22 protein-coding genes, 1 tRNA gene and 1 pseudogene are annotated in these 22811 nt (G+C 70.5%); 12 read left to right on the top strand and 12 right to left on the bottom strand.

The genetic code is table 11. From position 1 onward, the window contains the following. Window positions 1–31: 31 nt before the first annotated feature. The 5 genes from iolD to GEMRO_RS30740 all read left to right on the top strand — a co-directional run bounded on the left by iolD (window position 32) and on the right by GEMRO_RS30740 (window position 5509). On the top strand, window positions 32–1918 hold the full coding sequence (gene iolD / locus GEMRO_RS0120040) for a 3D-(3,5/4)-trihydroxycyclohexane-1,2-dione acylhydrolase (decyclizing) (RefSeq protein WP_027135439.1): 1887 nt from the start codon (window positions 32–34) through the stop codon (window positions 1916–1918). Then, entirely contained in the window at window positions 1918–2925 is a 1008-nt protein-coding gene (gene iolC, locus GEMRO_RS30735) for a 5-dehydro-2-deoxygluconokinase (RefSeq protein WP_205625032.1), read from the top strand. The genes iolD and iolC overlap by 1 nt, the downstream gene beginning before the upstream one ends. Then, a complete protein-coding gene (locus tag GEMRO_RS0120050) occupies window positions 2906–3748 on the top strand; it encodes a 5-deoxy-glucuronate isomerase (RefSeq protein ID WP_027135440.1) in 843 nt (280 codons plus the stop codon). The genes iolC and GEMRO_RS0120050 overlap by 20 nt, the downstream gene beginning before the upstream one ends. Continuing rightward, window positions 3745–4575, top strand: a complete 831-nt coding sequence (locus GEMRO_RS0120055) for a class II fructose-bisphosphate aldolase (RefSeq protein ID WP_027135441.1) — start codon at window positions 3745–3747, stop codon at window positions 4573–4575. The genes GEMRO_RS0120050 and GEMRO_RS0120055 overlap by 4 nt, the downstream gene beginning before the upstream one ends. A gap of 403 nt (window positions 4576–4978) precedes the next feature. Then, entirely contained in the window at window positions 4979–5509 is a 531-nt protein-coding gene (locus GEMRO_RS30740; protein ID WP_240476825.1) for a pyridoxal-phosphate dependent enzyme, read from the top strand. Between the two features lie 9 nt (window positions 5510–5518). On the opposite strand, the gene GEMRO_RS32865 is transcribed toward GEMRO_RS30740, so the two are convergent. After that, window positions 5519–6484: a PAS domain S-box protein gene (locus tag GEMRO_RS32865; RefSeq protein WP_051329273.1), complete on the bottom strand. Its 966-nt coding sequence runs from the start codon at window positions 6482–6484 to the stop codon at window positions 5519–5521. Window positions 6485–6747: 263 nt separating this feature from the next. Here GEMRO_RS32865 and GEMRO_RS30750 point away from each other — a divergent pair, with 263 nt between their 5' ends. Continuing rightward, window positions 6748–7359 carry a chemotaxis protein CheB gene (locus tag GEMRO_RS30750; RefSeq protein WP_205625033.1) on the top strand — a complete coding sequence of 204 codons (612 nt, stop codon included), beginning with the start codon at window positions 6748–6750 and terminating at the stop codon, window positions 7357–7359. 70 nt (window positions 7360–7429) lie between these two features. Here GEMRO_RS30750 and rpsA read toward each other — a convergent pair whose 3' ends face one another. The 3 genes from rpsA to aroA form a co-directional block, all read right to left on the bottom strand. Continuing rightward, a complete protein-coding gene (rpsA, locus tag GEMRO_RS30755) occupies window positions 7430–9208 on the bottom strand; it encodes a 30S ribosomal protein S1 (RefSeq protein ID WP_084507245.1) in 1779 nt (592 codons plus the stop codon). A gap of 75 nt (window positions 9209–9283) precedes the next feature. Continuing rightward, the gene (gene cmk, locus GEMRO_RS0120080) at window positions 9284–9925 is read right to left on the bottom strand and encodes a (d)CMP kinase (protein WP_027135443.1); all 642 of its coding nucleotides are present in this window, start codon (window positions 9923–9925) and stop codon (window positions 9284–9286) included. Continuing rightward, the gene (aroA, locus tag GEMRO_RS0120085; RefSeq protein ID WP_035485685.1) at window positions 9922–11253 is read right to left on the bottom strand and encodes a 3-phosphoshikimate 1-carboxyvinyltransferase; all 1332 of its coding nucleotides are present in this window, start codon (window positions 11251–11253) and stop codon (window positions 9922–9924) included. The genes cmk and aroA overlap by 4 nt, the downstream gene beginning before the upstream one ends. A gap of 161 nt (window positions 11254–11414) precedes the next feature. Between aroA and GEMRO_RS0120090 the strand changes: the two genes are divergently transcribed. The 3 genes from GEMRO_RS0120090 to GEMRO_RS0120100 all read left to right on the top strand — a co-directional run bounded on the left by GEMRO_RS0120090 (window position 11415) and on the right by GEMRO_RS0120100 (window position 13383). Next, window positions 11415–11831 (top strand): TIGR02300 family protein, encoded by a 417-nt coding sequence (locus GEMRO_RS0120090; RefSeq protein ID WP_027135445.1) that lies wholly within the window; start codon window positions 11415–11417, stop codon window positions 11829–11831. 79 nt (window positions 11832–11910) lie between these two features. Continuing rightward, a tRNA-Ala gene (locus tag GEMRO_RS0120095) sits at window positions 11911–11986 on the top strand. A 257-nt stretch (window positions 11987–12243) separates the two neighbouring features. After that, window positions 12244–13383 carry an epoxide hydrolase family protein gene (locus GEMRO_RS0120100; RefSeq protein ID WP_027135446.1) on the top strand — a complete coding sequence of 380 codons (1140 nt, stop codon included), beginning with the start codon at window positions 12244–12246 and terminating at the stop codon, window positions 13381–13383. Between the two features lie 18 nt (window positions 13384–13401). Here the strand turns inward: GEMRO_RS0120100 and GEMRO_RS0120105 are convergent, their stop codons facing one another. From GEMRO_RS0120105 to zigA, 6 genes are all read right to left on the bottom strand, one after another. Beyond that, the gene (locus tag GEMRO_RS0120105; protein WP_027135447.1) at window positions 13402–14289 is read right to left on the bottom strand and encodes a nickel/cobalt transporter; all 888 of its coding nucleotides are present in this window, start codon (window positions 14287–14289) and stop codon (window positions 13402–13404) included. Next, a complete protein-coding gene (locus GEMRO_RS30760; protein WP_051329274.1) occupies window positions 14274–14906 on the bottom strand; it encodes a DUF1007 family protein in 633 nt (210 codons plus the stop codon). The genes GEMRO_RS0120105 and GEMRO_RS30760 overlap by 16 nt, the downstream gene beginning before the upstream one ends. Before the next feature lie 79 nt (window positions 14907–14985). Next, window positions 14986–16197 (bottom strand): zinc metallochaperone AztD, encoded by a 1212-nt coding sequence (aztD, locus tag GEMRO_RS0120115; protein WP_027135448.1) that lies wholly within the window; start codon window positions 16195–16197, stop codon window positions 14986–14988. 50 nt (window positions 16198–16247) lie between these two features. After that, on the bottom strand, window positions 16248–17180 hold the full coding sequence (locus GEMRO_RS0120120) for a metal ABC transporter solute-binding protein, Zn/Mn family (protein ID WP_084507833.1): 933 nt from the start codon (window positions 17178–17180) through the stop codon (window positions 16248–16250). Window positions 17181–17240: 60 nt separating this feature from the next. Next, window positions 17241–17735, bottom strand: a complete 495-nt coding sequence (locus GEMRO_RS30765; RefSeq protein ID WP_051329275.1) for a Fur family transcriptional regulator — start codon at window positions 17733–17735, stop codon at window positions 17241–17243. Further along, on the bottom strand, window positions 17732–18970 hold the full coding sequence (zigA, locus tag GEMRO_RS0120130) for a zinc metallochaperone GTPase ZigA (RefSeq protein ID WP_051329276.1): 1239 nt from the start codon (window positions 18968–18970) through the stop codon (window positions 17732–17734). The genes GEMRO_RS30765 and zigA overlap by 4 nt, the downstream gene beginning before the upstream one ends. 539 nt (window positions 18971–19509) lie before the next feature. Between zigA and GEMRO_RS35405 the strand changes: the two are divergent. Then, window positions 19510–19968, top strand: a pseudogene (locus GEMRO_RS35405) (DUF1254 domain-containing protein); the annotation flags it as partial. Between the two features lie 405 nt (window positions 19969–20373). After that, a complete protein-coding gene (locus GEMRO_RS35410; protein ID WP_240476826.1) occupies window positions 20374–20775 on the top strand; it encodes a DUF1214 domain-containing protein in 402 nt (133 codons plus the stop codon). Between the two features lie 55 nt (window positions 20776–20830). On the opposite strand, the gene GEMRO_RS0120140 is transcribed toward GEMRO_RS35410, so the two are convergent. Beyond that, complete coding sequence (locus GEMRO_RS0120140; RefSeq protein WP_027135451.1) at window positions 20831–21421, bottom strand: TetR/AcrR family transcriptional regulator; 591 nt, start codon at window positions 21419–21421, stop codon at window positions 20831–20833. A gap of 152 nt (window positions 21422–21573) precedes the next feature. On the opposite strand from GEMRO_RS0120140, the gene GEMRO_RS0120145 reads away from it, so the two are divergent. Continuing rightward, window positions 21574–21972 (top strand): RidA family protein, encoded by a 399-nt coding sequence (locus GEMRO_RS0120145; protein ID WP_027135452.1) that lies wholly within the window; start codon window positions 21574–21576, stop codon window positions 21970–21972. 22 nt (window positions 21973–21994) lie between these two features. On the opposite strand, the gene GEMRO_RS0120150 is transcribed toward GEMRO_RS0120145, so the two are convergent. Then, window positions 21995–22651, bottom strand: a complete 657-nt coding sequence (locus GEMRO_RS0120150) for a response regulator transcription factor (RefSeq protein ID WP_027135453.1) — start codon at window positions 22649–22651, stop codon at window positions 21995–21997. Between the last annotated feature and the right edge of the window lie 160 nt (window positions 22652–22811).

The following is a 22811-nucleotide window of genomic DNA, read 5'->3' on the forward strand; positions in this document are numbered from 1 at the left end:
CGGCCGTGCCCAGACCTCCCGGGAGCAGCGCATGGCCGAAGCCGGCACCACGATCCGCCTCACCATGGCCCAGGCCCTGGTGCGCCACCTGGCCGCCCAGATGATCGAGATCGACGGCAGGCGCGTCACCTTGTGCGGCGGCGGGTTCGCGATCTTCGGCCATGGCAACGTCACCTGCCTGGGCGAGGCGCTCTATCGGCACAAGGACGTGCTGCCGGTCTGGCGCGGCCAGAACGAGCAGTCGATGGCGATGGCCGCGGTCGCCTATGCCAAGCAGCAGCTGCGCCGCCGCTTCATGTTCGCCACCGCCTCGGCCGGGCCCGGCACCACCAACATGCTGACCTCGGCCGGGATCGCCCACACCAACCGGCTGCCCCTGTTGATGCTGTGCGGCGACGCCTACGTCACCAGGCTGCCCGACCCGGTGCTCCAGCAGGTCGAGCATTTCGGCAACCCGACCGTCTCGGTGAACGACGCCTTCAAGGCGGCGACCCGGTTCTGGGACCGCATCACCCATCCGGCCCAGCTCCTCCAGTCCCTGCCGACCGCGATCGACACGCTGCTGGACCCGGCCGATTGCGGGCCGGTGTTCCTGGGCCTGCCCCAGGACGTGCAGGGCTGGGCGTTCGACTACCCGGCAGCGTTCTTCGACGAGCGGGTCCACCGGATCCGCCGCCAGGGGCCGGACTTGGCCGAGATCGCGGATGCCGCCCAGGTCCTGAAGGCGGCCAGGCGGCCGCTCCTGGTGGCGGGCGGCGGCGTCCAGTATTCCGGCGCGGTGGCGGAACTCACCGCGTTCGCCGAAGCGCACCGCATCCCGGTGGTCGAGACCATCGCCGGGCGGGCCAATCTCCTGGCCGGGCACGAGCTGAACTGCGGGCCGCTGGGCGTCACCGGCTCCAACTCCGCCAACGCGCTGGCGGCGCAGGCCGACGTGATCCTGGCGGTGGGCACAAGGCTGCAGGACTTCACCACCGGCTCCTGGACGGCGTTTGCGCCGGAGGCCCGGATCGTCTCGGTCAATGTCGGGCGCTACGACGCCAGCAAGCACCGTTCCCTGCCGGTGGTGGGCGACGCCAGGCTGGCGCTGGGCCTGCTGGACCAGGCGCTCGAAGGCTACGGGGCACCCGACGCCTGGACCGCCATGGCAGCCGACGAGCGGGCGCGCTGGAACGATTATGTCGACCAGAACGTCCGCCCGGTGACGAAGGACGGCTCCAACCGGCCGATGTCCTATGCCCAGGTGATCGGCCGGGTGAACGCCCTGTGCGACGCCCGGGACCGGGTGGTCACCGCGGCTGGCGGCCTGCCGGCCGAGGTGGCCGCCAACTGGCGCACGAAGTCGGTGGGCTCGGTCGACGTGGAGTTCGGCTTTTCCTGCATGGGCTACGAGATCGCCGGCGGCTGGGGGGCCAGGATCGGCCAGATGGAGACCGAGCCCGACAAGGACACCATCGTGCTGGTCGGCGACGGCTCCTACCTGCTGCTCAACTCCGACATCTATTCCTCGGTGCTGACCGGCAGGAAGCTGATCGTGATCGTCTGCGACAATGGCGGGTTCGCGGTGATCGACAAGCTGCAGAACAACACCGGCAACGCGTCGTTCAACAATCTGATCCGGGACTGCGCGCTGGCGGTCGAGCCGTTCGCGGTGGACTTCGCCGCGCATGCCCGGGCGATGGGGGCGCAGGCCGAGACAGTGGGCTCTTTGGCCGAGTTCGACGACGCGTTCCACCGTGCCAAGGCGGCGACGCGCACCTGCGTGATCGCCCTGCAGGTCGACGCCCATGACGGCTGGACCACCGAGGGCCATACCTGGTGGGAGGTCGGCACCCCGCAGGTCTCGGAAAGCGAGCGGGTGCGCGATGCCCATGCCCGCCAGGAAGCCGGCCGGGCCAGGCAGCGGGTGGGCGTGTGATGGCGCTGGAGCGGCTGCGCCTGAACCGCTTCCTGGTGCTGGGCCGGGCCGGGATGGACCTTTATGCCGACCCGCCGGGATCCCAGGTGGAGCATGCCGAGCAGTTCTTCGCATGCCTGGGCGGCTCCGCCGCCAACATCGCCGCCGGGATCGTGCGGCTGGGCGGGCAGGCGGACCTGATCGGGGCGGTGTCGGATGACGCGGTCGGCCGGTTCACCCGCAACCAGCTGCACCGGTTCGGGGTCGGCACGCACCATGTCGCCACGGTCGGCGGCGAGCGGCGCAACTCGCTGGCGGTGGTGGAGACCCGGATCGAGGACTGCCAGTCGGTGATCTACCGCAATGGCGCCGCCGACTTCGCGCTCGACCGCGCCACGGTGGAAGGCGCCGACTATGCCGATGCCGGTGCGCTGATCGTCACCGGCACCGCCTTTGCGGCCGAGCCCTCGCGCGGCGCCGGCTTCCTTGCGGTGGACAAGGCGCGCGCGGCCGGCGTCCCGGTGATCCTGGACGTGGACCACCGGCCCTATTCCTGGGGCTCGGACGCGGAGGCGCGCGAGGTCTACCGGCGGCTGGCCTCCCGGTGCGACGTGGTGGTCGGCAACGACGACGAGTTCGCGGTGATGGCCGGCAGCCGGGACGGCGGGCTGGCGCTGGCCGGGGATCTCGTCGGATCGGGCAGCGCCATCAGCGTCTACAAGCTGGGCGAGCGCGGCTCGATCACCTTTGTCGCCGGCTCCGCGTTCCGCACCGGCATCTTCCCGGTCCAGGCGATCAAGCCGATGGGGGCAGGCGACGCCTTCTTGGCCGGGCTGGTCACCGGGCTGGCGAACGGGCGGAGCGCTCGGGACAGCGTGCGCCGGGGGGCGGCCGCCGCCGCGATCGTGGTCGCCGGGATCGGCTGCGCGCCCGCCATGCCGACCCGGGACCAGCTCGACCGCTTCCTTGCCGACCATGGCGAACACACCCCAGCCCCGGGAGGCCCCGATGCACATCCCACCGTTTGACAACCAGAATGCCGCGATCATCGATGTCGACCACGACAAGGTGCCGCTGAACTACTTCAACATCGTGAAACTCGGCCGGGGCGAGACCTTCGAGTACGCGGTACCGGGCTACGAGACCTGCATCGTCCCGGCGACCGGCACGGTCGATGTCGCGACCGGCGGCGAACACTTCGAGGCGATCGGACGGCGCGGCAGCGATGTCTGGGACGGCGAGCCGGAAGGGGTCTACGTGCCGACCGGCATGCAGGCGCGGATGACCTGCGTGAGCGACCAGGCGGAGGTGTTCGTGGCCGGCGCCCGGTTCGACGGCGTGCTGTCGCCGTTCGCGGTGCGCGCCGACGAGATCGACATGGTCCAGTACGGCTCCGACGACACCAAGACCCACCGCAAGATCAAGCACATCCTGGGCGGCAAGCAGCATGGCCGGGTCGGCCGGCTGCTGGTCTCGGAACTGTTCACGGTGGGCCAGGGCGGCTGGTCGGGCTTTCCGCCGCACAAGCACGACACCGACCGCCTGCCGGACGAGACCCGCCACGACGAGACCTACAATTTCCGGTTCCGGCCGCCCATCGGATTCGGCCTGCAGCTGGTCCAGCGCGAGGACGGCAAGGTCGGCGACGCCTACCACCTGGTCGACGGCTCCACGATCGTGCTGGAGAAGGGCTACCATCCCTGCGTCGTGGCTCCGGGCTACGAGATGTACTACTTCACCATCCTGGGCGGGCTGTCGCAGCGCCCGCTGGTTCAGTCCTTCCAGCCGGCCCATGCCTGGCAGATCGAGACCATCCCCGGGATCAAGGACATGATCGCCAAGTTCAAATGACCGCCGCCAGCCTTGCCGAGGTGCTCCGCCCGGCCATGGCGGGCGGCCATGCGGTGGCGGGCCTGGTGGTGCTCGGCTGGGAGGACGCGCTGGCCTATGTGCAGGCCGCGGAGGAGACCGGGCTGCCGGTGATCCTCCAGGCGGGCCCGGGCTGCCGCCAGCACACCCCCGTCCCGGTGCTGGGCCGGATGTTCCGGCACCTGGCCGACCAGGCCCGGGTGCCGGTGGTCTGCCATGTCGACCATGCCTATTCGGTCGAGGAATGCCGGGAGGGGATCGAGCACGGCTTCACCTCGGTGATGTTCGACGGCTCGAAGCTGCCGATCGAGCAGAACATCGAGACGACCAGGGCGATCGTCGAGATCGCGAGGCCGGCCGGCGTGTCGGTGGAGGGCGAGGTCGGCTTTGTCGGCTATGCGCAGGGAGCCGGCTCGGCGCTGACCCGGCCGGACGAGGCGGTGCGCTTCGACCGCGAGACGGGCGCCGACGCGCTGGCGGTCTCGGTCGGCAACGTGCACCTGCAGACCGAGCCCACCGAGGGGATCGACTGGGCGGCGCTGCGGGCGATCGAGGCGGCGACCAGCCTGCCGCTGGTGCTGCATGGCGGCAGCGGCATTCCTCCCGCCACCCGCCGGGCCCTGGCGACGGGCAGCCGGGTCTGCAAGTTCAACATCGGCACGGAGCTGCGCATGGCGTTCGGCTCAGCGCTGCGCCGGGCGCTGGCCGACGACCCCGCCGCGTTCGACCGGATCGCGCTGCTGGGCGCCACCATCCCGGCGGTGCGCGCGACCGCGCGGGAAATCCTCCTGGAGCTGCGCGGAAGGTGAAACGAAAGCGTACTCGCCGGTGACGTCGTCGCATGGCTGGACCTTGGGCGCGGCTGCAAAGCGGGTCTTGGCGGCGTCCAGAGGGTCCAGCCGCTCGCTCTCGACCGCCACCTCCACCACCAGGGTGAGAGGGCGGCCGAGCCTGGCCGGATCGAGCCGGGCGACATTGGCCTGGATGAAGCCGCTCTGCTCCATCCGCCGGATCCGGTGCTGCGGGGTGGCGGTGTCCCGCTGCAGGTCGCCAGGATCCTGCGGTCGGACCGGTCGATGCCGCCCTGTTCAGGTCGGATGCTTTGGGCGAGGTGCGGGCGTTCCTGGCCTGGACGGGCCGGCCGGGGCGGAAGGCTGGACGGTGGTCTCGGATACGTCCTGGCCGGACTATAAGCGGATCCCTGGCTTGGAGATGCAGGGCTATGCGCAGATGGCGGAGCCGCCGGCCCGTGTGTTCATTCAGGCCGGGGCGGGCGGGGTCGCCGCAGCGGTGGCGGCGCATCTGCACCAGGTGCTGGGCGACCGGCGGCCGTTCCTGGTGGTGGCCGGGCCGGCCAGGGCCGCCTGCGTGCTGGCCGCCGCGCAAGCTGGGCGGGTGGGGCGGATCTCCACGGAGGAGCCGACGGTGATGGCGATGCTGGCATGCGGCGAGACCTCGCCGGTTGCCTGGCGGGTGCTGGCGCGCTTGGCCGACGGGTTCATGGCGGTGGGGGAGGCGGACGCGGTGGAGGCGATGCGCCGGCTGGCCCGTCCGTCGCGCGGCGATCTTTCGGTGGTGGCCGGCCAGAGCGGCGGGGCCGGCCTGCTGCACGCGACGCGCGACCCGGATCTGAGCGCGGAACCGGGCCTGGACGCCCGGGCGCGGGTCCTGTTGTTCAACACCGAGGGCGCCACCGACCCCGCCCGCTACCGCGAGCTGGTCGGGTTGGCGCCGCCTGGCTGACCCTGCGGCTCAGTCGGCTGCCGGCAGCTCGATCCGGCAGTCCAGCCCGCCCGGGAGCAGCGTGAGCCGGGTCACCGCGCGCAGGGAGAAGGGCAGGGCCACCTCCAGGAGCTCGAAGCCGTGGCCGCGGCGCTGGCTGGGTTCGGCGGGCAGGTCGAGCCCCTGTTCCTTCCAGTGCAGCTCCACCCGGCGCTCCGCCCCGCTGCCTCGGGTGCTCCAGGTCACCTCCAGCCGACCGTCGGGCCCGGCGAACGCGCCATGGGCGCAGGCATTGGCGGTGAGTTCGTGCAGGGCCAGCGCCAGTATCTCCACCTTGGCGTGGGCGACGTTGACCGGGCTGCCGCAGATGGTCACCCGGTCGGCCGGCACGTGCTGGGCGGTCAGCTCGGAGCGCACCAGCTGGTCCAGCCCGACCTCGTCCCGGCCGCCCCAGTTCACCAGGCCCTGGGCGCGGCTGAGCGCCGCCAGCCGGCCGGCGAAGGTGGCGGCCGCCCTGCGGTCGGTCAGGGTGCGCAGGGCGATCGAGCGGATGGTGGCGAGCAGGTTGCGGATCCGGTGCTGGTGCTGCTGCTCGTCCCGGTGCGGCGGCTGCAATTCGTGCTGCAGCGCCATCCAGTGGGTCTGCCTGCCCGCGGCGTCGCAGACCGGGGAGATCGTCCACTCCAGCCGGAACTCCTCGCCGTTCTTGCGGTAGTTGTAGGCCTGGCCGACGAAGCGCTGCTGGGTCCGCAGGCAGTGCTTGAGCCGGTCGAGCACGGCGCGCTCGGTGCGCTTGCCCTGCAGCATGCGCGGGGTCCGGCCGATCGCCTCGCGCGCGGCGTAGCCGGTCATCTCCTCGAAGGTCGCGTTGACGTACTCGATCCTGGGACCCGGCTCGTCCAGCTCCAGGTCGGTGACGACCACGGCCACCCCGGCCGTGTCCAGCGCGGAGGCGAGAATGGCGGCGTCCAGGGCGCCGTCGTCGGGAATATCCATGGGAGGGCTCCCCGCCGATCTTCGCCGCGCGTCCGGGCGGACGGCCTCCCCCGGATCCGCCTGCCACCTCGCCGGTGCCCTGAACGATGCATCGGAATCGGCAGCGACGCCGGGGAAGGCGCTCCTCGCGACACGGGCGTCTTGTGAGGGTCGATCCTACACCCAACGGTTGCCTGCCGTCCGATTATATCGCGATCGCCCCGGCGATCGGACATACTGGCCGCCACCAGGCCGGCCGCGCCTCCAGCGGCAGGGAAGGGCTGATGAGCCAAGCGACCACCATGGCCAGCGGAGCGGCGCCCGCCAAGCGCTGCATCGCGATCGGCGCGTCCGGCCGTAGCGGGCTCGACGACATCCGCCGGCTGCTGGCGGCCCTGCCGGCGCCGCTGCCGGCGTCGGTGCTGGCGGTGCTGCACCGGCCGGTCGACGAGATCAGCCACCTGCAGGAGATCCTGGCCCGCGCGACGCGGCTGCCGGTGCGGATCGCGCGCGAGGGCGAGAAGCTGCAGCCGGGCCGGGTCTATGTGGGCGAGCCCGCCTGGCATCTCACCATGCTGGAAGGCGGGATGGCCGGGATGGTCGCCGGGGAGGACAACCAGTACCGCAACCGCACCGTCGACATCCTGTTCCGCTCGGTGGCCGAGCATTGCGGCCAGGGCGCGATCGGCGTGGTGCTGTCCGGGTCGCTGGACGACGGGGCGCGGGGGCTGGCGGCGATCCGCGCCGCCCATGGGACGACCATGGTGCTCACGCCCGAGCGCGACCAGCCGCCCGGCATGCCGGAGAACGCCATCGACCATGACGGCCCGATCAACGTGATCGGCTCGCCGGCCTTCATCGCGGCCGAGATCGCCCGGCTGCTGGCGCCCGCCTAGGCGCGGCTCCAACGAAAAAGGGGTGGCCGGAGCCACCCCTTTTCCATGTTCGACCGTGCGAGCGGACCGATCACTCGGCCTTGGGCTCGGCGGCTTCCGTCTCGGGAGCGGCCTCGGCTTCCGGAGCCGCCGCCTCGGACTGGCTGCCGGCCTGCTGCTTGCGGCGCAGCGCGGCGCCCAGGATGTCGCCCAGCGACGCGCCGCTGTCCGACGAGCCGAACTCGGCCATGGCCTGCTTTTCCTCGGCCACTTCCAGCGCCTTCACCGACAGCTGCAGCTTGCGCGACTGGGCGTCGATCGCCTGGACGCGGGCGTCCAGCTTCTCGCCCACCGCGAAGCGGTCCGGCCGCTGGTCCTGGCGGTCGCGGGCCAGCTCCATCTTGCGGATGAAGCCAGGCGCGCCGCTGCTGGTCTCGATCTCGAGGCCACCGGGGGTGACTTCCTTGACCGTGCAGGTGACGCGGTCGCCCTTCTTCACGCCGGCAATGGCTTCCTTGAAGGGGTCGCCGGCCAGCTGCTTGACGCCGAGGGAGATGCGCTCCTTCTCGATGTCGACCTCGAGGACGACGGCCTTGACCATGTCGCCCTTCTTGTACTGCTGCGCGGCCTGCTCGCCGTCCATCTCCCAGGAGAGGTCGGTGAGGTGGACCATGCCGTCGATGTCCTCGTCGAGGCCCAGGAACACGCCGAACTCGGTGATGTTCTTGACCTCGCCGTCGACGATCGTGCCCGCCGGATACTTCTCGGCGAAGCTCTCCCACGGGTTCTGCATGACCTGCTTGAGGCCCAGCGAGATGCGGCGCTTGTCCGGATCCACCTCGAGCACCATGACCTCGACTTCCTGCGAAGTCGAAACGATCTTGCCGGGGTGGATGTTCTTCTTGGTCCAGGACATCTCGGAGACGTGCACCAGACCCTCGACACCGGGCTCCAGCTCCACGAAGGCGCCGTAGTCGGTGATGTTGGTGACGCGGCCGGAGAACTTGGCGCTGACCGGGTACTTGGCGTCGACGCCTTCCCACGGATCCGCCTCCAGCTGCTTCATGCCGAGGCTGATGCGCTGGGTCTCGCGGTTGAAGCGGATCACCTGCACGCGGACGTTCTGGCCGACCTGCAGGACGTCGGTGGGATGCGCCACCCGCTTCCAGCTGATGTCGGTGACGTGCAGCAGGCCGTCCAGGCCGCCCAGGTCGACGAACGCACCGTAGTCGGTGATGTTCTTGACCACGCCGTCGATGATCTGGCCTTCCTTGAGGTTGGCCAGGAGCTCGTTGCGCTGCTCGGCGCGGCTCTCTTCGAGCACGGCGCGGCGCGACACCACGATGTTGCCGCGGCGGCGGTCCATCTTGAGGATCAGGAACGGCTCGGGCTTGCCGACCAGGTGGCCGACCTCGCGCACCGGGCGGATGTCGACCTGCGAGCCCGGCAGGAACGCCACCGCACCGCCCAGGTCGACGGCGAAGCCGCCCTTGACCCGGCCGAAGATGTGGCCCTCGACCTTCTGCTCGGCGGTGAACGCCGATTCCAGACGGTTCCAGCTCTCTTCGCGGCGAGCCTTGTCCCGGCTCAGAACGGCCTCGCCGTTCTTGTTCTCGAACCGCTCGACATAGATGTCGACCTGGTCGCCGACATTCACCTCGACCGGCTGGCCCTGGGTGGAGAACTCTTTGAGCGCCACCCGCCCTTCGGCCTTGAGGCCCACGTCGACGATGGCTTCGTCGCCATCGATCGCGATGATCCGGCCCTTGACGACCGAGCCTTCCAGGCGATCGCCGCGACCGAAGCTCTCGTCGAGCATGGCGGCGAAATCGTCGCGGGAGGCCGACGAAGCAGAGGAGAGATCCTGCATGAAAACTCCGGGGGTAACCGGCTGCCGCGCACGACACCGGGCTCGAGGTTGGTCAAGTGATCCTGAGAAGAACGGTCAGCCGCAAAGGGCGCGGGCCTCGTCGACCATGGCCACCGCCGCCCGGAAGGCGGTTTCGGGATCCATGTCGGTGTTGTCGAGAACCCGAGCGTCCGGCGCAACGACCATGGGCGCGACCGCACGACACCCGTCGCGACGATCACGCTCACGCATTTCCTCCAGAACCGAGGGGAAACTAGCGTTTTCCCCCCGCCTTAGCAACTCCGCGTGGCGGCGGAACGCCCGCTCCTCCACGGTGGCGGTCACCCAGAGCTTCACCGTGGCGTCCGGGCAGACCACCGTGCCGATGTCGCGCCCGGCCAGCACCGCGCCGGGCGGGGTGGCGGCGAAGCGGCGCTGCGCCAGCAAGAGCGCGGCGCGCACGTCCGGGTAGGCGGCGACCTTGGAGGCGCCGTTGCCGACCTCCTCGGCGCGCAGGTCGCTGCGCTCGGTGTCGGCGACCCCGACCGTGCCGGCCATCGCCGACGCCCTGGCCGCGTCGCCCAGGTCGGCGCCGGCGTCCAGCAGCTTGCGGGCCAGCGCCCGGTAGAGCAGGCCGGTGTCCAGGTATTGCAGGCCGAAATGGCCGGCCAGCCGCCTGGCCAGGGTGCTCTTGCCGGACGCGGCCGGCCCGTCCACCGCGATCACGAGATGGCTCACGCGCCCACCTCCGTGATCCTGGCGCCCAGGCCGTTCATCAGCGGCACGAAGCCCGGGAAGCTGGTGAGGATCGCCTCCGCCCCCAGCACCTCCACCGGCTGGTCGGCAAGCCCGCCCAGCACCAAGAAGCTCATGGCGATCCGGTGGTCGAGCCTGGCATCGACCGTGACGCCGCCGGCCAGGGCCGAGCCGCCGCTGCCATGGACGATCAGGTCGTCGTTCTCGACCTCGACCGTCGCCCCGCAGGCGGCCAGGCCCTCGGCCATCACCGCCAGCCGGTCGCTTTCCTTGACCCTGAGCTCGGCCAGGCCGCGCATCCGGGTGGTGCCGCGGGCAAGCGACGCCACCACCGAGAGCACCGGGTACTCGTCGATCATCGAGGGAGCCCGGCCCTCCGGCACGTCGACGCCCCGCAGCTCGCCGCCCTCGACCAGCAGGTCGGCCACGACCTCGCCGCCCACGCTGCGCTGGTTCTGCTCGGTGATCACCGCACCCATCTCGCGCAGGGTGATGAACAGGCCGGTGCGAAGCGGGTTCACGCACACGCCCTGCACCAGCACCCGGCTGCCGGGCGTGACCGCGGCCGCTGCCACGGGGAACGCCGCCGAGGACGGGTCGGAGGGGACCAGGAACGAGGAGGGGCGCAGTTCCGGCCGCCCGGTGATCCGCACGGTCAGCGCGCCGTCCGGCCCGGTCTCGCTGGCGACGGCAGCGCCCATATGGGCCAGCATCCGCTCGGTATGGTCGCGGGACGCCAGGGGCTCGGTCACGGTGGTCTCGCCCTTGGCGTGCAGCCCGGCCAGGAGGATCGCCGACTTCACCTGGGCGCTGGCGACCGGGCTCTGGTAGGCGAGCGGCAGCAGGTCGCGGGTGCCGGTGATCGCGGCGGGCAGGCGCTGGCCGGAGCGGCCGGTGAAGGCGGCGCCCATCCTGGCCAGCGGCGCCATCACCCGGGCCATCGGCCGCGAGCGCAGCGAACCGTCGCCGGTCATGATGCTGGTGAAGGGGTGGCCGGCCAGCAGGCCCATCATCAGCCGCGCGCCGGTGCCGGCATTGCCCATGTCCAGGACGTCGGCGGGCTCGGCCAGGCCGCCCACGCCCACGCCGTGCACGCTCCAGGCGCCCTCGCCGGTGCGGGCGATCTCGACCCCCAGCTTCTGCAGGGCATGGGCGGTGGCCAGGACGTCCTCGCCCTCGAGCAGGCCCTCGATCCGGCTCTCGCCGACGGCCAGCGCCGAGAACATCAGGGAGCGGTGGGAGATCGACTTGTCGCCGGGCACGCGCAGCGTACCCTCCAAGGCGCCGGTGCGGGCCGCCCGAAGTTGCATCGCCAGAACATCCGTCCGAGGTTGCCGGCCGCGATGGGCCGGACGTGATTCATCGTGGCGCGGCGGTTGGCGCGCACGAAATGATTTTTGACAGAGGTGGCGGCCCGTGGCAATCGCGGCCAAGTTTTCCCCTCTCACGTCACGTATCCGGAGGCCCCCCGATGGCCAAGCCCGAATGGGGCACGAAGCGCATCTGCCTGAACTGCGGTGCCCGCTTCTATGATTTCAACGCAACCGAGATCGCCTGCCCGTCCTGCGGGACGCCCTACGACGTCGAGACCGCCAGCCGGGCGCGCAAGGCGCGGCCCAGCCGTGCCGCGGCGATCGACGACGACGAGAAGAAGATCGTCAAGAAGCCGGCGGTGGTCGACGACGACGCCGATGTCGCCGACGAGGCGGTCGACGACGATGTCGTGGTCGAGGACGACGTGGAGGAAGAGGCCGACGTCGTGGTCGAGGCCGACGACGACGAGGAAGAGGACGATCCGCTGATCGAGGACGTCGAGGAACTCGGCGACGAGGACGACATGTCCGACGTCATCGAGGGCGGCCGGGACGAGGACGAGGAGACCCGCTGAGCCTCGAAAGAGCCGGAAGCTGCATTTCCCTCTTGCCAGCAGCTTCCGGCTCGCCTATCTCGCCCCTCGTTCGCCGGGCGGGGCCGTAGCTCAGCTGGGAGAGCGCTTGAATGGCATTCAAGAGGTCGACGGTTCGATCCCGTTCGGCTCCACCATTCCCCGCGAACGAGTGCAGTAGATTGGTCGAAGCCGGCAGCCCGACAGGGTGCCGGCAAGTTGCCGGAAAGCCTGGCGACCGTTGGGGCAGGCAGCGGGCACTGGCGATCGGCCAGACCTTCTCCCGCCTGATCTTTCCCCTGATTACCATGTCGTCGATGATGCCGTCCGTCGAAGCCGCCAGGCGCTGGCCGATGTTGGCTGCAAGGGTCGCGTCGCCCGTGCTCGCCCCTGGGCGGCGCCCCGGGAGATGGACATGGCGCAACCCTTCGTGATCGACATTCCCGACCAGCGGCTGGCCGCGATCATGGCCAGGGTCCAAGCCTATGACTGGAGCCAGCTTCCCGATGCGGGCGGCTGGACGGCCGGGGTCGGCATCGCCGACCTGAAGCGGCTGGTCGCCTACTGGTGCGACCACTACGACTGGCGCGCGGCGGAAGCCCGCCTGAACCGGCTTCCGCAGTTCCTGGCCAGGATCGAGGGCGAGCCGATCCATTTCATCCATGTCCGGGGCAACGGCTCCAAGCCGCCGCTTTTGCTGCTGCATGGCTGGCCCGGCTCGTTCATCGAGTTCGAGCAGTTGCTGGCGCCGCTGGCAGCAGACGGGCACGACGTGATCGTGCCGTCCTTGCCGGGCTTCGCGTTTTCCAACCCGATCACGCGCGTGACTGGGCCGCGCCGGGCCGCGGGCCTCCTGCACGGGCTGATGGCCGAGCTGTTCGCAGGACGCCGCTTCATCGTGCAGGGCGGCGACTGGGGCGCCCATATCGCCAGCTGGATGGCCTATCTCGAGCCGGACGCGCTGCTGGGCTTCCACATCAACATGATGACTGTCTATGCCGAGGACGTGGCGCCTACCACGGCCGAGGAGAAGGAGCTGATCGCCCGGCGCGCGGCGATCCTGGACTGGGAGACCGGCTACCGCCTGGAGCAGGAGACCCGACCGCAGACGCTGGGCGTGGCGATGGCCGACAGCCCGGTGGGCGCGGCCGGCTGGATCCTGGAGAAGTTCGGCCAATGGGCGGACCTGCCCAAGCGCGCCGATGGCAGCCCCGACCTGTGGAGCCGGTTCTCGGAAGAGGACCTGCTCACCAACATCATGCTCTATCTGGCGCCGCCGGCGGTGGTCACGTCGACCTGGATCTACCATGGCCGGCGGCTGGAGGGATCGGACCGGTTCCCGGCCGGGACGCGCATCCGGGTGCCGATGGGCGGCGCCGCCTTTCCCGACCCGGTGTTCCTGCCGACGCCGCGCTCGATGGTGGAGCGGACCTACAACGTGGTGCACTGGAGCGAGATGCCGGCCGGCGGCCACTTCGCGGCGCTGGAACAGCCGGGCCTCCTGCTGGCCGACCTGCGCGCCTTCGTGGATACGGTGGCGGGCCTTGGCCGCTGACGACCAAGGGGCATGGGGTCAGGACAGGAGGGCGCCACCCAGCAGCAGCAGGCCGAAGCCGGTGACCAGGGCAGCGCCGGTCAGGTCCAGGGCCCGTTCGGCCCGCAGGCTTCCTTCGGAACGCCCGACCAGCAGCCGGTTCAGGCCGATGGCGCCCAGGCCCAGCAGGGTCATGGTCAGGGTCATGCCGAGTGCGATCGCCGCGACCAGCAGGTAGCCGGCCCACAGCACGCCGTGGGCGAGCGCGAAGCTTAAGATCAGGATCGAGCCGGTGCACGGCACCAGGCCCACCGCGGCGGCCAGCCAGCCGTTCTCCCGCGGGCTCACCGGCGGGGCCGGGCGGGGGGCGGTGCTTGTTCTGGCCAGGTGGGCCTGGACCAGGGAGGTGCCGGGGTTGACGGGCCAGGATGGCGGGGGCGGGCGCAGGCGGCGCAAGGCCTGGACCAGCATCCACATCCCGGTCGCGGTCAGGACGGCATAGGCGACGATCCGGATCGCCGGCAGTTCCACCGGCACGCCGCCGAAGGTGCGCCGCAGCAGGAAGTCGGCAAAGCCCACCACCACGACCGCGGAGACGACATGCATGGTGCCGATCCGGGCGGCCATCAGGAAGCCGTACCAGGGCCGGGCGTTGCGGGTGGCGAAGTAGCTGGTGATCACCAGCTTGCCGTGGCCCGGCCCGATCGCGTGGACCGCGCCGTACAGGAAGGCCAGCACCATGCCGCCCAGCAAAGGCACCAGCGAGCCGCCTTCCTTGAGGTCGCGCATGCCGGCCGCGACCTGGCTGTTCACGTCGCGCTGGAAGGTGAACCAGGCTGTCACCAGCCCTGGCCCCAGCGACTGCCAGAGCAGGACGGCGACGCCGAACAGGACGGCCAGACCGGCCGCGATCAGGACGAGGCGCATGTCAGCCGGATCACCGGGGGATGGAACAGGCCGCCCAGCAGGTCGATGTCCGAATCGACGCCGAGCTCGGTCTTGCAGGCGGAGCTGCCTTCCACGGCCGCCGCCTCCGGCCCGGTCAGGCCGATGTCGACGTAGAAGGTCTCCTCGTAGAGCGCCAGGCGGATCCCGTCGCCGAGCGGCACCGGCTCGGGCAGCGGCAGCGCGAAACGGTAGGTGACCAGGCGGCTGTCCGGCTCGATGGCGGCGGCAAAGCCGGTCACCGTTTGCAGCGGGATGCGCTGCTCGCCCACCCGCAGGTCGCTCAAGTAGTCGGTCTCCGCCAGCAGCGAGAAGGCCTCGTCCTGCAGCCTGGCGGTTTCTTCTGGCGAGAAGCGGCCATCGCCGTCCTGGTCATATTCCCCGGCCAGGAAGTCGCTGAACAGCTCGTCGAAGCGCCAGGTATGCCGGATCTCGTGCAGCCGGTTTTCCGGCGCCGCGAAGGTGACGTCGGCGGTGATCCAGACATGCGGGTGCGCCTGCGCCGGGTCGCCCGCCAGGACGACGGGCAGCGCCAGGGCCAGCGCCGCGGCCAGGCGGCACGGGTGGTGGCAACCGCGGGGAGGAGGGATGCTGGTCATGTCGCCCGATCCGAAGTGTTGCCGGCACCGTCGGGCCCAAAGCTAGCATCCCTCCGTGCGGGGTGGCGATGCCGGGGCTTCAGTCGTGGTCGTGCGTCTCGCCGGCGCCGCCCACGGCCACGATGTTGAAGGGCATGCCGTCCACGGCGATCTCGCCCGCCTTGGCGAAGCTCTCCGCGTCCACCAGGTGCAGCCGGGCGTTCAGCGGGTCGGTGACCACCACCTGGTCGCCGGCGACGGCGACGCGCGGCCGCGGGTCGCTCCAGTGCCCGTCCATGGAATAGGGATCGGTCACGGTCAGCGACTGGGCAATCTCGGCCTTCAGCACGTCGATCTTGTGCAGCTGGCCGTCCTCGGTGACCACATAGGCGAAGCGCGGGCGGATCGGATCGGTGGCGAAATGGACCCGGCGGGTCGGCAGCTGCACGAGCTGGAAGCCCTGCTCGCCCGCGGACGGATCGACCACCAGGATGCGGTCGGGACCGTAATTGCCGAGGAAGTACTGCAGGCCCTTGCCGCCGATCAGGGTGGTGGCGTGGCCTTCGGGCAGGGAGGCCGGGTAGGGGAGGTGCTGGATCTGCGGGGCGCCGCTCTCCTGGCTGATCAGCAGGAGGCCGGTCTCGCAGGCCAGCGCGTACAGGGCGCCGGAGCCGGCGGAGCCGTGAAGGTCGGGGCAGGCCACGTCCTCGCCGACCTGGTTGCCTGCAAAGTCCACGACCCGCGCGCCGACCGGCAGCTCGGAGGGATCCTGCGGGTGCGGGATCGTGACCACCGCGTGGTTCTGGTAGGGCACCGCGACGCCATGGTGGGGCGCGCCGATGCCGGCGGTGCGGACCTCGGCGTTGCCGTCCAGGACCGCCTGCTCGGAGGTGAAGCGCGCCTGGTCCTCGCCGTCGAACCACTGGGCGATCTGGCCTTGCTGCTCCACGAAATGGGCGGGCTTGGCGCCGGCCAGCTTCATGTCGAGCAGGCGGGCTTCCTCGACCTCGATGTCGCCATGGTCGCCATGGTCGTGGAAGCTGATCCCGGTCGAGATCGCCGACACCGCGCCGGCCTTGCCCTGGATGGCGAACACGGTCTGGCCGGATCCGGTGCGGTAGAGCGAGGCCGGCCCGTCGATGTCGAACCGGCCGAGCTGCTGCTGGCCGATCGCGTCGATCACCGTCACCTGCGGTGCTCCGTGATCCGACACGAAGAGGCGCCAGGCGGCGACCTCCTCGGCATGGGCCGCGCCCGCCGCAAGCGACATGGACAAGGCGATGGCCGTGGCGGAGGCCAGGCTGGCCTTCATGGGAATCTCCTGGGTGATGGTCTGGGTGAACGGGGGGAGCTGGCGGGGGCTCAGCTTCCGAGGATGGCGCCGCGGATGGTCGTCATGTTGTGCCGCATCATCTCGACATAGGTGGCGGCCGGGCCGTCCGGGCCGGACAGCGCGTCGGAATAAAGCTCGCCGCCGATGGCGAGGCCGGTTTCCGCGGCAATCCGCTCGATCAGCTTCGCGTTGGTGACGTTCTCCACGAAGATCGCCGAAGCCTGGTCCTGGCGGATCTGCTCGATCAGCGCCGCGACCTCGGCCGCGGAAGCCTCGGAGCTGGTGGAGATCCCGTTGGGCGCCAGGAAGGCGAGCCCGTAGGCCTCGCCGAAATAGCGGAAGGCGTCGTGGGAGGTGATGATGGTGCGCCGGTCGGCCGGGACCGCCGCAAGCCCCGCCCGGATCTCCGCGTCCAGCGCTGCCAGCCGTTCGCCATAGGCGCGGGCATTGGCCCTATAGCCGTCGCAGCCGGCCGCATCGGCCGCGCAGAAGGCGTCCGCGATGTTGGCCACGTAGACCAGGGCATTGGGCACCGACTGCCAGGCATGGGGATCGTAATCCCCATGGTGATGGTGGCCGTGCTCGTCGCCATGGCCGTGGCCGTCGTCCTCGGGATCGCGGAGCAGGTCGCTGTTCTGGGTCAGCTCGACCACCGGCGCCTGCGTGCCGCTCGCGGCGACCAGGCGCTGCAGGAAGCCCTCGAACTGGAGGCCGTTGACCAGCACCAGGTCGGCGTCGCCGACGGCGATGGCGTCGGCCGGGGTCGGCTCATAGACATGGGCGTCGCCGTTGGGGCCCACCAGCGAAACCACCGCGACCCGGTCGCCGCCGACCTGCTTCGCGAAGTCGGCGATGATCGAGAAGCTGGCCACCGCGTCGAGCTGCGGCTCGGCGGCCGGGGCCGGGTGGCTGGTGGTGGCCAGAACAGCAAGCGCGGCCAGGCTGAACAGATGCCGGCGCATCATCATGGTCAGGGAACTCCGGGATCGAAGGAGGTGGGGACGGGCGGGGGCGCCCGGGAGCTAGCTGCAGACCAGGCGCCGGGGGCGGGGCGGCGGATCGGCCTGGGTCGGCGGGCGGGTGGTGGCGAGCTGGCCGTGGTCGGCGCAGCTCCGGCAGGCACCTTCGACCTCGACCACGCTGCTCTGGACCTGGAAGCCGGAAGCCCGGGCCTCGCCCGCGAGCTGCGCATCCAGCCGCGGCGACAGCTTTTCCTCCACCGCGTCGCAGATCCCGCAGATCAGGAACAGGCGGGCCCCGGCGATGCCCGGATGGCGGGTCGCGAGATAGCAGTCCCGGCGCTCCACCCGCACCACCAGCCCCTGTCCGGTCAGCCGGCCGAGCGCCCGGTAAAGGCTGTGCGGCGAGATCCGCCGCTCCAGCTTCGCCGACAGCATCTGCAGCAGGGCATAGGCGCCGACCGGGCGGCCGGCCTGGCGCAGGAGCTCCAGGAGGGTGGCGGGCAGGGCAGCGGCCGGAAGCCTGCGCCGGTCGCGCGTCGCCGAGCGCAGGGTCATGCGGCCGCGCGCTCCCAGCTGGGGAACGGGTCGGCCAGGTGGCTGTAGTGGGCGGGGTCGAAGCCGGACCCGTCCTCCTGGCCGACCAGGCAGTCGTCCAGGGCGGCGCTGATCGCGGCCCGGTCCAGGTCCTGGCCGATGAACACCAGTTCCTGGCGGCGGTCGCCCCAGCCGAGTGCCCAGCGCCCCTGGAGCTGGCGTCGCCAGGCCGGGTCGTCCGGCCATCGCTGGCGCGGCACCGCCGCCCACCACAGGCCCAGCGGCTCCGTCCGGCAGATGGCGCCGGCCAGGCTCATCTCGCCCACATGGGCCGGCCGCGTCGCCAGCCAGAACAGGCCTTTCGCCCGGATCAGGCCCGGCCAGGTGGCGGCCAGGAACGCGCTGAACCGTGCTGGATGGAACGGCCGGCGGGCGCGGTAGACGAAGCTGCTGATCCCGTATTCCTCGGTCTCGGGAACATGGTCGGCAAAGCCGTTCAGCTCCTTGTACCAGAGGGGGTGCTGGTGGGCCCGCTCGAAGTCGAACCGGCCGGTGTCCAGCACCTCGTCCAGCGGCACCCGGGCGAAGTCGGTCTCGACCAGGCGGGCGTCGGGGTTGAGCGCCCGGACCACCGCGCGGACCGAGGCCAGCCGGTCGGGGGCGACCAGCGAGACCTTGTTCAGCACGATCACGTCGGCGAACTCGATCTGGTCGACCAGGAGGTCCACCAGGCTGCGCGTGTCGCCCTCGCCGGCGGTCTCGCCCCGGTCGGCCAGAAGGTCGCTGCTGGCATAGCCCTGCAGCAGGCTGGCCGCGTCGACCACGGTCACCATGGTGTCCAGCCGCGCCACGTCGGAGAGCGAGCGGTCGTGCTCGTCGCGGAACTCGAAGGTGGCGGCGACCGGCAGCGGCTCGGCGATCCCGGTGCCCTCGATCACCAGATGGTCGAACCGGCCCTCCGCCGCGAGCCGCGCCACTTCCTGGAGCAGGTCGTCGCGCAGCGTGCAGCAGATGCAGCCGTTGGTCATTTCGACCAGCTTCTCCTCGGTGCGGGACAGGCCGCCCTGCTCGCGCACCAGCGCCGCGTCGACGTTCACCTCGGACATGTCGTTGACGATCACCGCGACCCGCCGGCCCTCGCGGTTGTGCAGGATGTGGTGGAGCAGGGTGGTCTTGCCGGCCCCGAGGAAGCCGGAAAGCACGGTCACCGGAAGGCGTGGGGCAGGCAACCCGTCGGGCAGCTGTTGGCGCTGCATGCTGCATTCCTTGCGATGAAAGAAGGATCCGCCCCGGGGGCGGATAAGGTGCCGGAACGTTATAACGTTGCATTATTGAATCGGCAATCGCTGTCCTGTGTGCAGCGACCGTATCGAGGGCCGCATCGGGGGCGGGGGGCGCAGCAGGCCGGGATGGCGGCCCCTCCGGCCTGGAAAAGCCAGTCCCGGGGCAGCTTCGCGTTCATGCTCCCGAAGTGATCGCTTTATCCCCTCACACCGTCCCGGTTCGACCGGTCGACCCGAGCTGAAATCGTTGCCATATCCATTCCAGGCGGAACCGGCCGGAGAGGCTTCCCATGACCATCGTGCGCAGCGTACCCACCCTGAGCATGGCGATGCTCGTCGCGAGCCTGGCATCGCCAGTATCGGCGCAATCCTCCGAAGTGCCGCCCGGGCAGGTGCCTCGGCCGCAGGCAGCCATCGATGTCCCCGGACCTGTCGCCGGGGCTCCGCTCAGCGGGGAGTATGCCGCCGCCGTGGGGCGGGTGGCCTATCTCTGGGGATGGCCGCTGGTGAACATGCAGAACCGGCTGAAGCTTTTCGCAGCCGCGCCCGAGCCGGGCCTGCTCGGCGGGGTCCTGCCGGTGGCCCCGACCAACCGCCTCGCGATGCTCTCGGACTATCTCGCGCCGGAACAGCGCTTCGTCACCTCGCCCAACCAGGACGTCGTCTATGGCGCCGGGTTCCTCGACCTGGCGCAGGAGCCGGTCGTGGTGCAGGTGCCGGATTTCGGGGAGCGGTTCTGAGTCTACCAGATCGTCGACCAGCGCAGTGATTCCTTTGCCCGGCTCGGCCGGCAATACGGAAGTGCTCCCGGCCACTACCTGCTAGTCGGCCCGGACTGGGAGGGCGACGTGCCGGAAGGCATCCGGGCAGTCTTTCGCTCAAGCACCCATGTCGGCGCCGTCTTCCCGCGCATCTTCATGGACGACACCGCCGCGGACCGGGCGGCGATCCAGCCGCTGGTGGACCAGGTCTCCGCCTACCCGTTGTCCGAATACCAGGGCCGGATGACGACCACCGACTGGTCCGAGGCGCCGGTCATCCCGCAACCCGAACAGTCCGGGTCCGGGGAAACCCAGTGGGTGGTGCCGGAGCGCTTCTTCGAGCAGCTGCCGGAGGTGATGGACCAGGTGCCGCCGCTGCCCGGAGAGGAGGCCCTCTACGCCTGGATCCGGCAGATCCTCGACGCTGCCAAGGATGACCCGGCGCTGAAGCAGGCGCTGCAGGATGTCGCCGCGACCACGGAGGCCGAGATCGTCGGCCCGATGTTCGAGTTCAGCAACAACGGCGTCGAGGCCGGCAATGGCTGGCGGACCCAGAAGAACTCGGCTCGCTTCGGCACCGGCTATTTCCAGCGCACCGCGACCGCCAAAGGCAACATGTTCTCGAACGTGCCCGAGGAGACGCTGTACTACGGCGCCGATTTCGACAGCACCGGCCAGCGGCTCGACGGTGCGCATGCGTATTCCGTCACCTTCGCTCCTGGCCAGACGCCGCCGGTGCAAGGGTTCTGGTCGCTGACGCTCTACAACCAGGAGCATTTCTTCGCGCCGAACGAGCTGAACCGGTTCTCGCTCGGCACCAAGAACAAGACGCTGCAGAGCAACCCGGACGGCAGCCTGACGATCCATGTCCAGCAGGCTTCGCCGGGTGCGGACAAGGAGTCGAACTGGCTGCCGGCGCCGGAAGGTCCCTTTTCCCTCTATATCCGGGCCTACCAGCCTGGTGAGGCTGCCGTCACCGGCGCCTGGGTGCCGCCGCCGATCGTGATGAAGCCCTGACCACGCCTGGCCGCCGAGGTCGATCTGCTGCGGCAAGAACGACCGGCCCCGGAGGTCAGGAACGCAGCAGGCCGGCGGCCAGGTGACGGAAGGTCTCGACCGCCTTGGGCAGGACGGCATGGGGATCGTCCGAGGCAGCGATCCAGAGCGAGGCGCTGAGCGCGGCGCCGTTGAGCAGGCGCGCGGCGGCCTCGGGGTCGACCGGGCGGATCGTGTTCTCGTCGATCAGGGCCTGGATGGTCTGGGCGGTGCGGCGCAGGCAGGCGTTCTGGTTCGGCCAGCCGGACGGGTCGCCCAGCACGGCCGGGCCGTCCAGCAGCATGATGCGCTGGATCTCCGGCTCCAGCGCCATCTCGATATAGGCGATGCTTTCCGCGAGCAGGCCCAGCCAGACCGTTTCCGCCTGGTCGCGGGCGACCTGCATCCGCGCCAGCATCTCCTCGTCGATCTGGGCCACGACCGCCTGCAGCAGGCCCTTCTTGTCGCCGAAATTGTGGTAGAGCGCGCCGCGCGTCAGCCCGGCATCGGCGGTCAGGTCGTCCATGGAGGCGGCGGCATAGCCCTTGGCGGCGAACGCCTGGCGCGCCGCCCGGACCAGCTTGGCGCGGGTTTCCTCGACCATCTCGGCTCGGCGTCGGGGGGCCACGGAGCGTCTCCAGAAAGTTTCCCATACGCTTCGTATGCCAATTGACATACGAAGCGTATGCGGAAATAGTCTCACATACGAGGCGTATACCAAATCGGCGCGCCGGCCAGAAGATGGTCCGTGCGGCCGCCTCGCCACCCAAGGAGCAGACCATGACCATGCGTGACGCGATCTTCCCGGCGCGGCGGCAGGACCTCTACGACAAGCATCGCTACTCGGCGGCAATCCGCTCCGGCGACCTCCTGTTCGTTTCCGGGCAGGTGGGCAGCCGGGAGGACGGCTCGCCGGAGCCGGACTTCCCAAGCCAGGTCCAGCTGGCGTTCGACAATCTCGAGGGGGTGCTCCAGGCCGCCGGCTGCGGCTTCGACGACGTGGTGGACGTGACCACCTTCCACACCGACCCGGCCAGCCAGTTCCCGGCGGTTTCGGAGGTCCGGAACCGGATCTTCCCCGACAAGCCCTATCCGAACTGGACCGCGGTGGGGGTGACCTGGCTGGCCGGCTTCGACTTCGAGATCAAGGTGATCGCCCGGATCCCGCAGGCGGCCTGACCCCCGGCCCTCGTGCCAGGCGTCAGCGCTCCGCGCGACCCTGGCCGAGCCGGCCGGCCATGCGCACCAGCTCGGCCAGCGAGCCGGCTTCCATCTTCTCCATGACGTGGCGGCGGTGCACCTTCACGGTGATCTCGCTCAGGCCCAGCCTGGCCGCGATCTGCTTGTTCATCAGCCCGGCGCAGACCAGCCGCATCACCTCCTGCTCGCGCGGGCTGAGCCCGGCCAGCCGGGCGCGCAGCCCCTCCAGGATCCCGCCGGCCTCGCGGCGCTGGCGGTCGCGCTGCAGGGCGGCCGAGACCGCGTCCAGCATGTCCTGCTCGCGGAACGGCTTGGTCAGGAAGTCGACCGCCCCGGCCTTCATCGCCCGCACCGACATCGGGATGTCGCCATGGCCGGTCATGAACACGATCGGGATCTCGATGCCGGCCTCCGCCAGGCGGTGCTGGAAGTCCAGCCCGCTCACCTGCGGCAGCCGGATGTCGAGCACCAGGCAGCAGGCGGCGTCGGGCAACGGCCCGCGCACCGAATCCAGCGCGTTGTCGAACAGCGCCACCTCCAGCCCCACCGAGCGGAACAGATGGCCCAGCGCCTCGCGCACCGCCTGGTCGTCGTCGACCACCAGCACCACCGGGGCGGCCCGGTCCGAGGTCGGCCATGTCGAGGTCTGGCTGGTCAAGCCGGGTGCTCCATGATCGCTCGCCCGCGCCTTGAACGAAGGCCGCTATGTACAAGACCGCCCGGGGCTTCCATGCAAGGGGGCAAGTTCGTGCATCGCCGCCAGGGCGGCCGCGCATGGACCGGCAGGCCGGGCGGACGGCGAGCCTTTTCGGGGGCAG

This window comes from Geminicoccus roseus DSM 18922 (assembly GCF_000427665.1).
In the GTDB taxonomy this organism is placed as follows: Bacteria; Pseudomonadota; Alphaproteobacteria; order Geminicoccales; family Geminicoccaceae; genus Geminicoccus; species Geminicoccus roseus.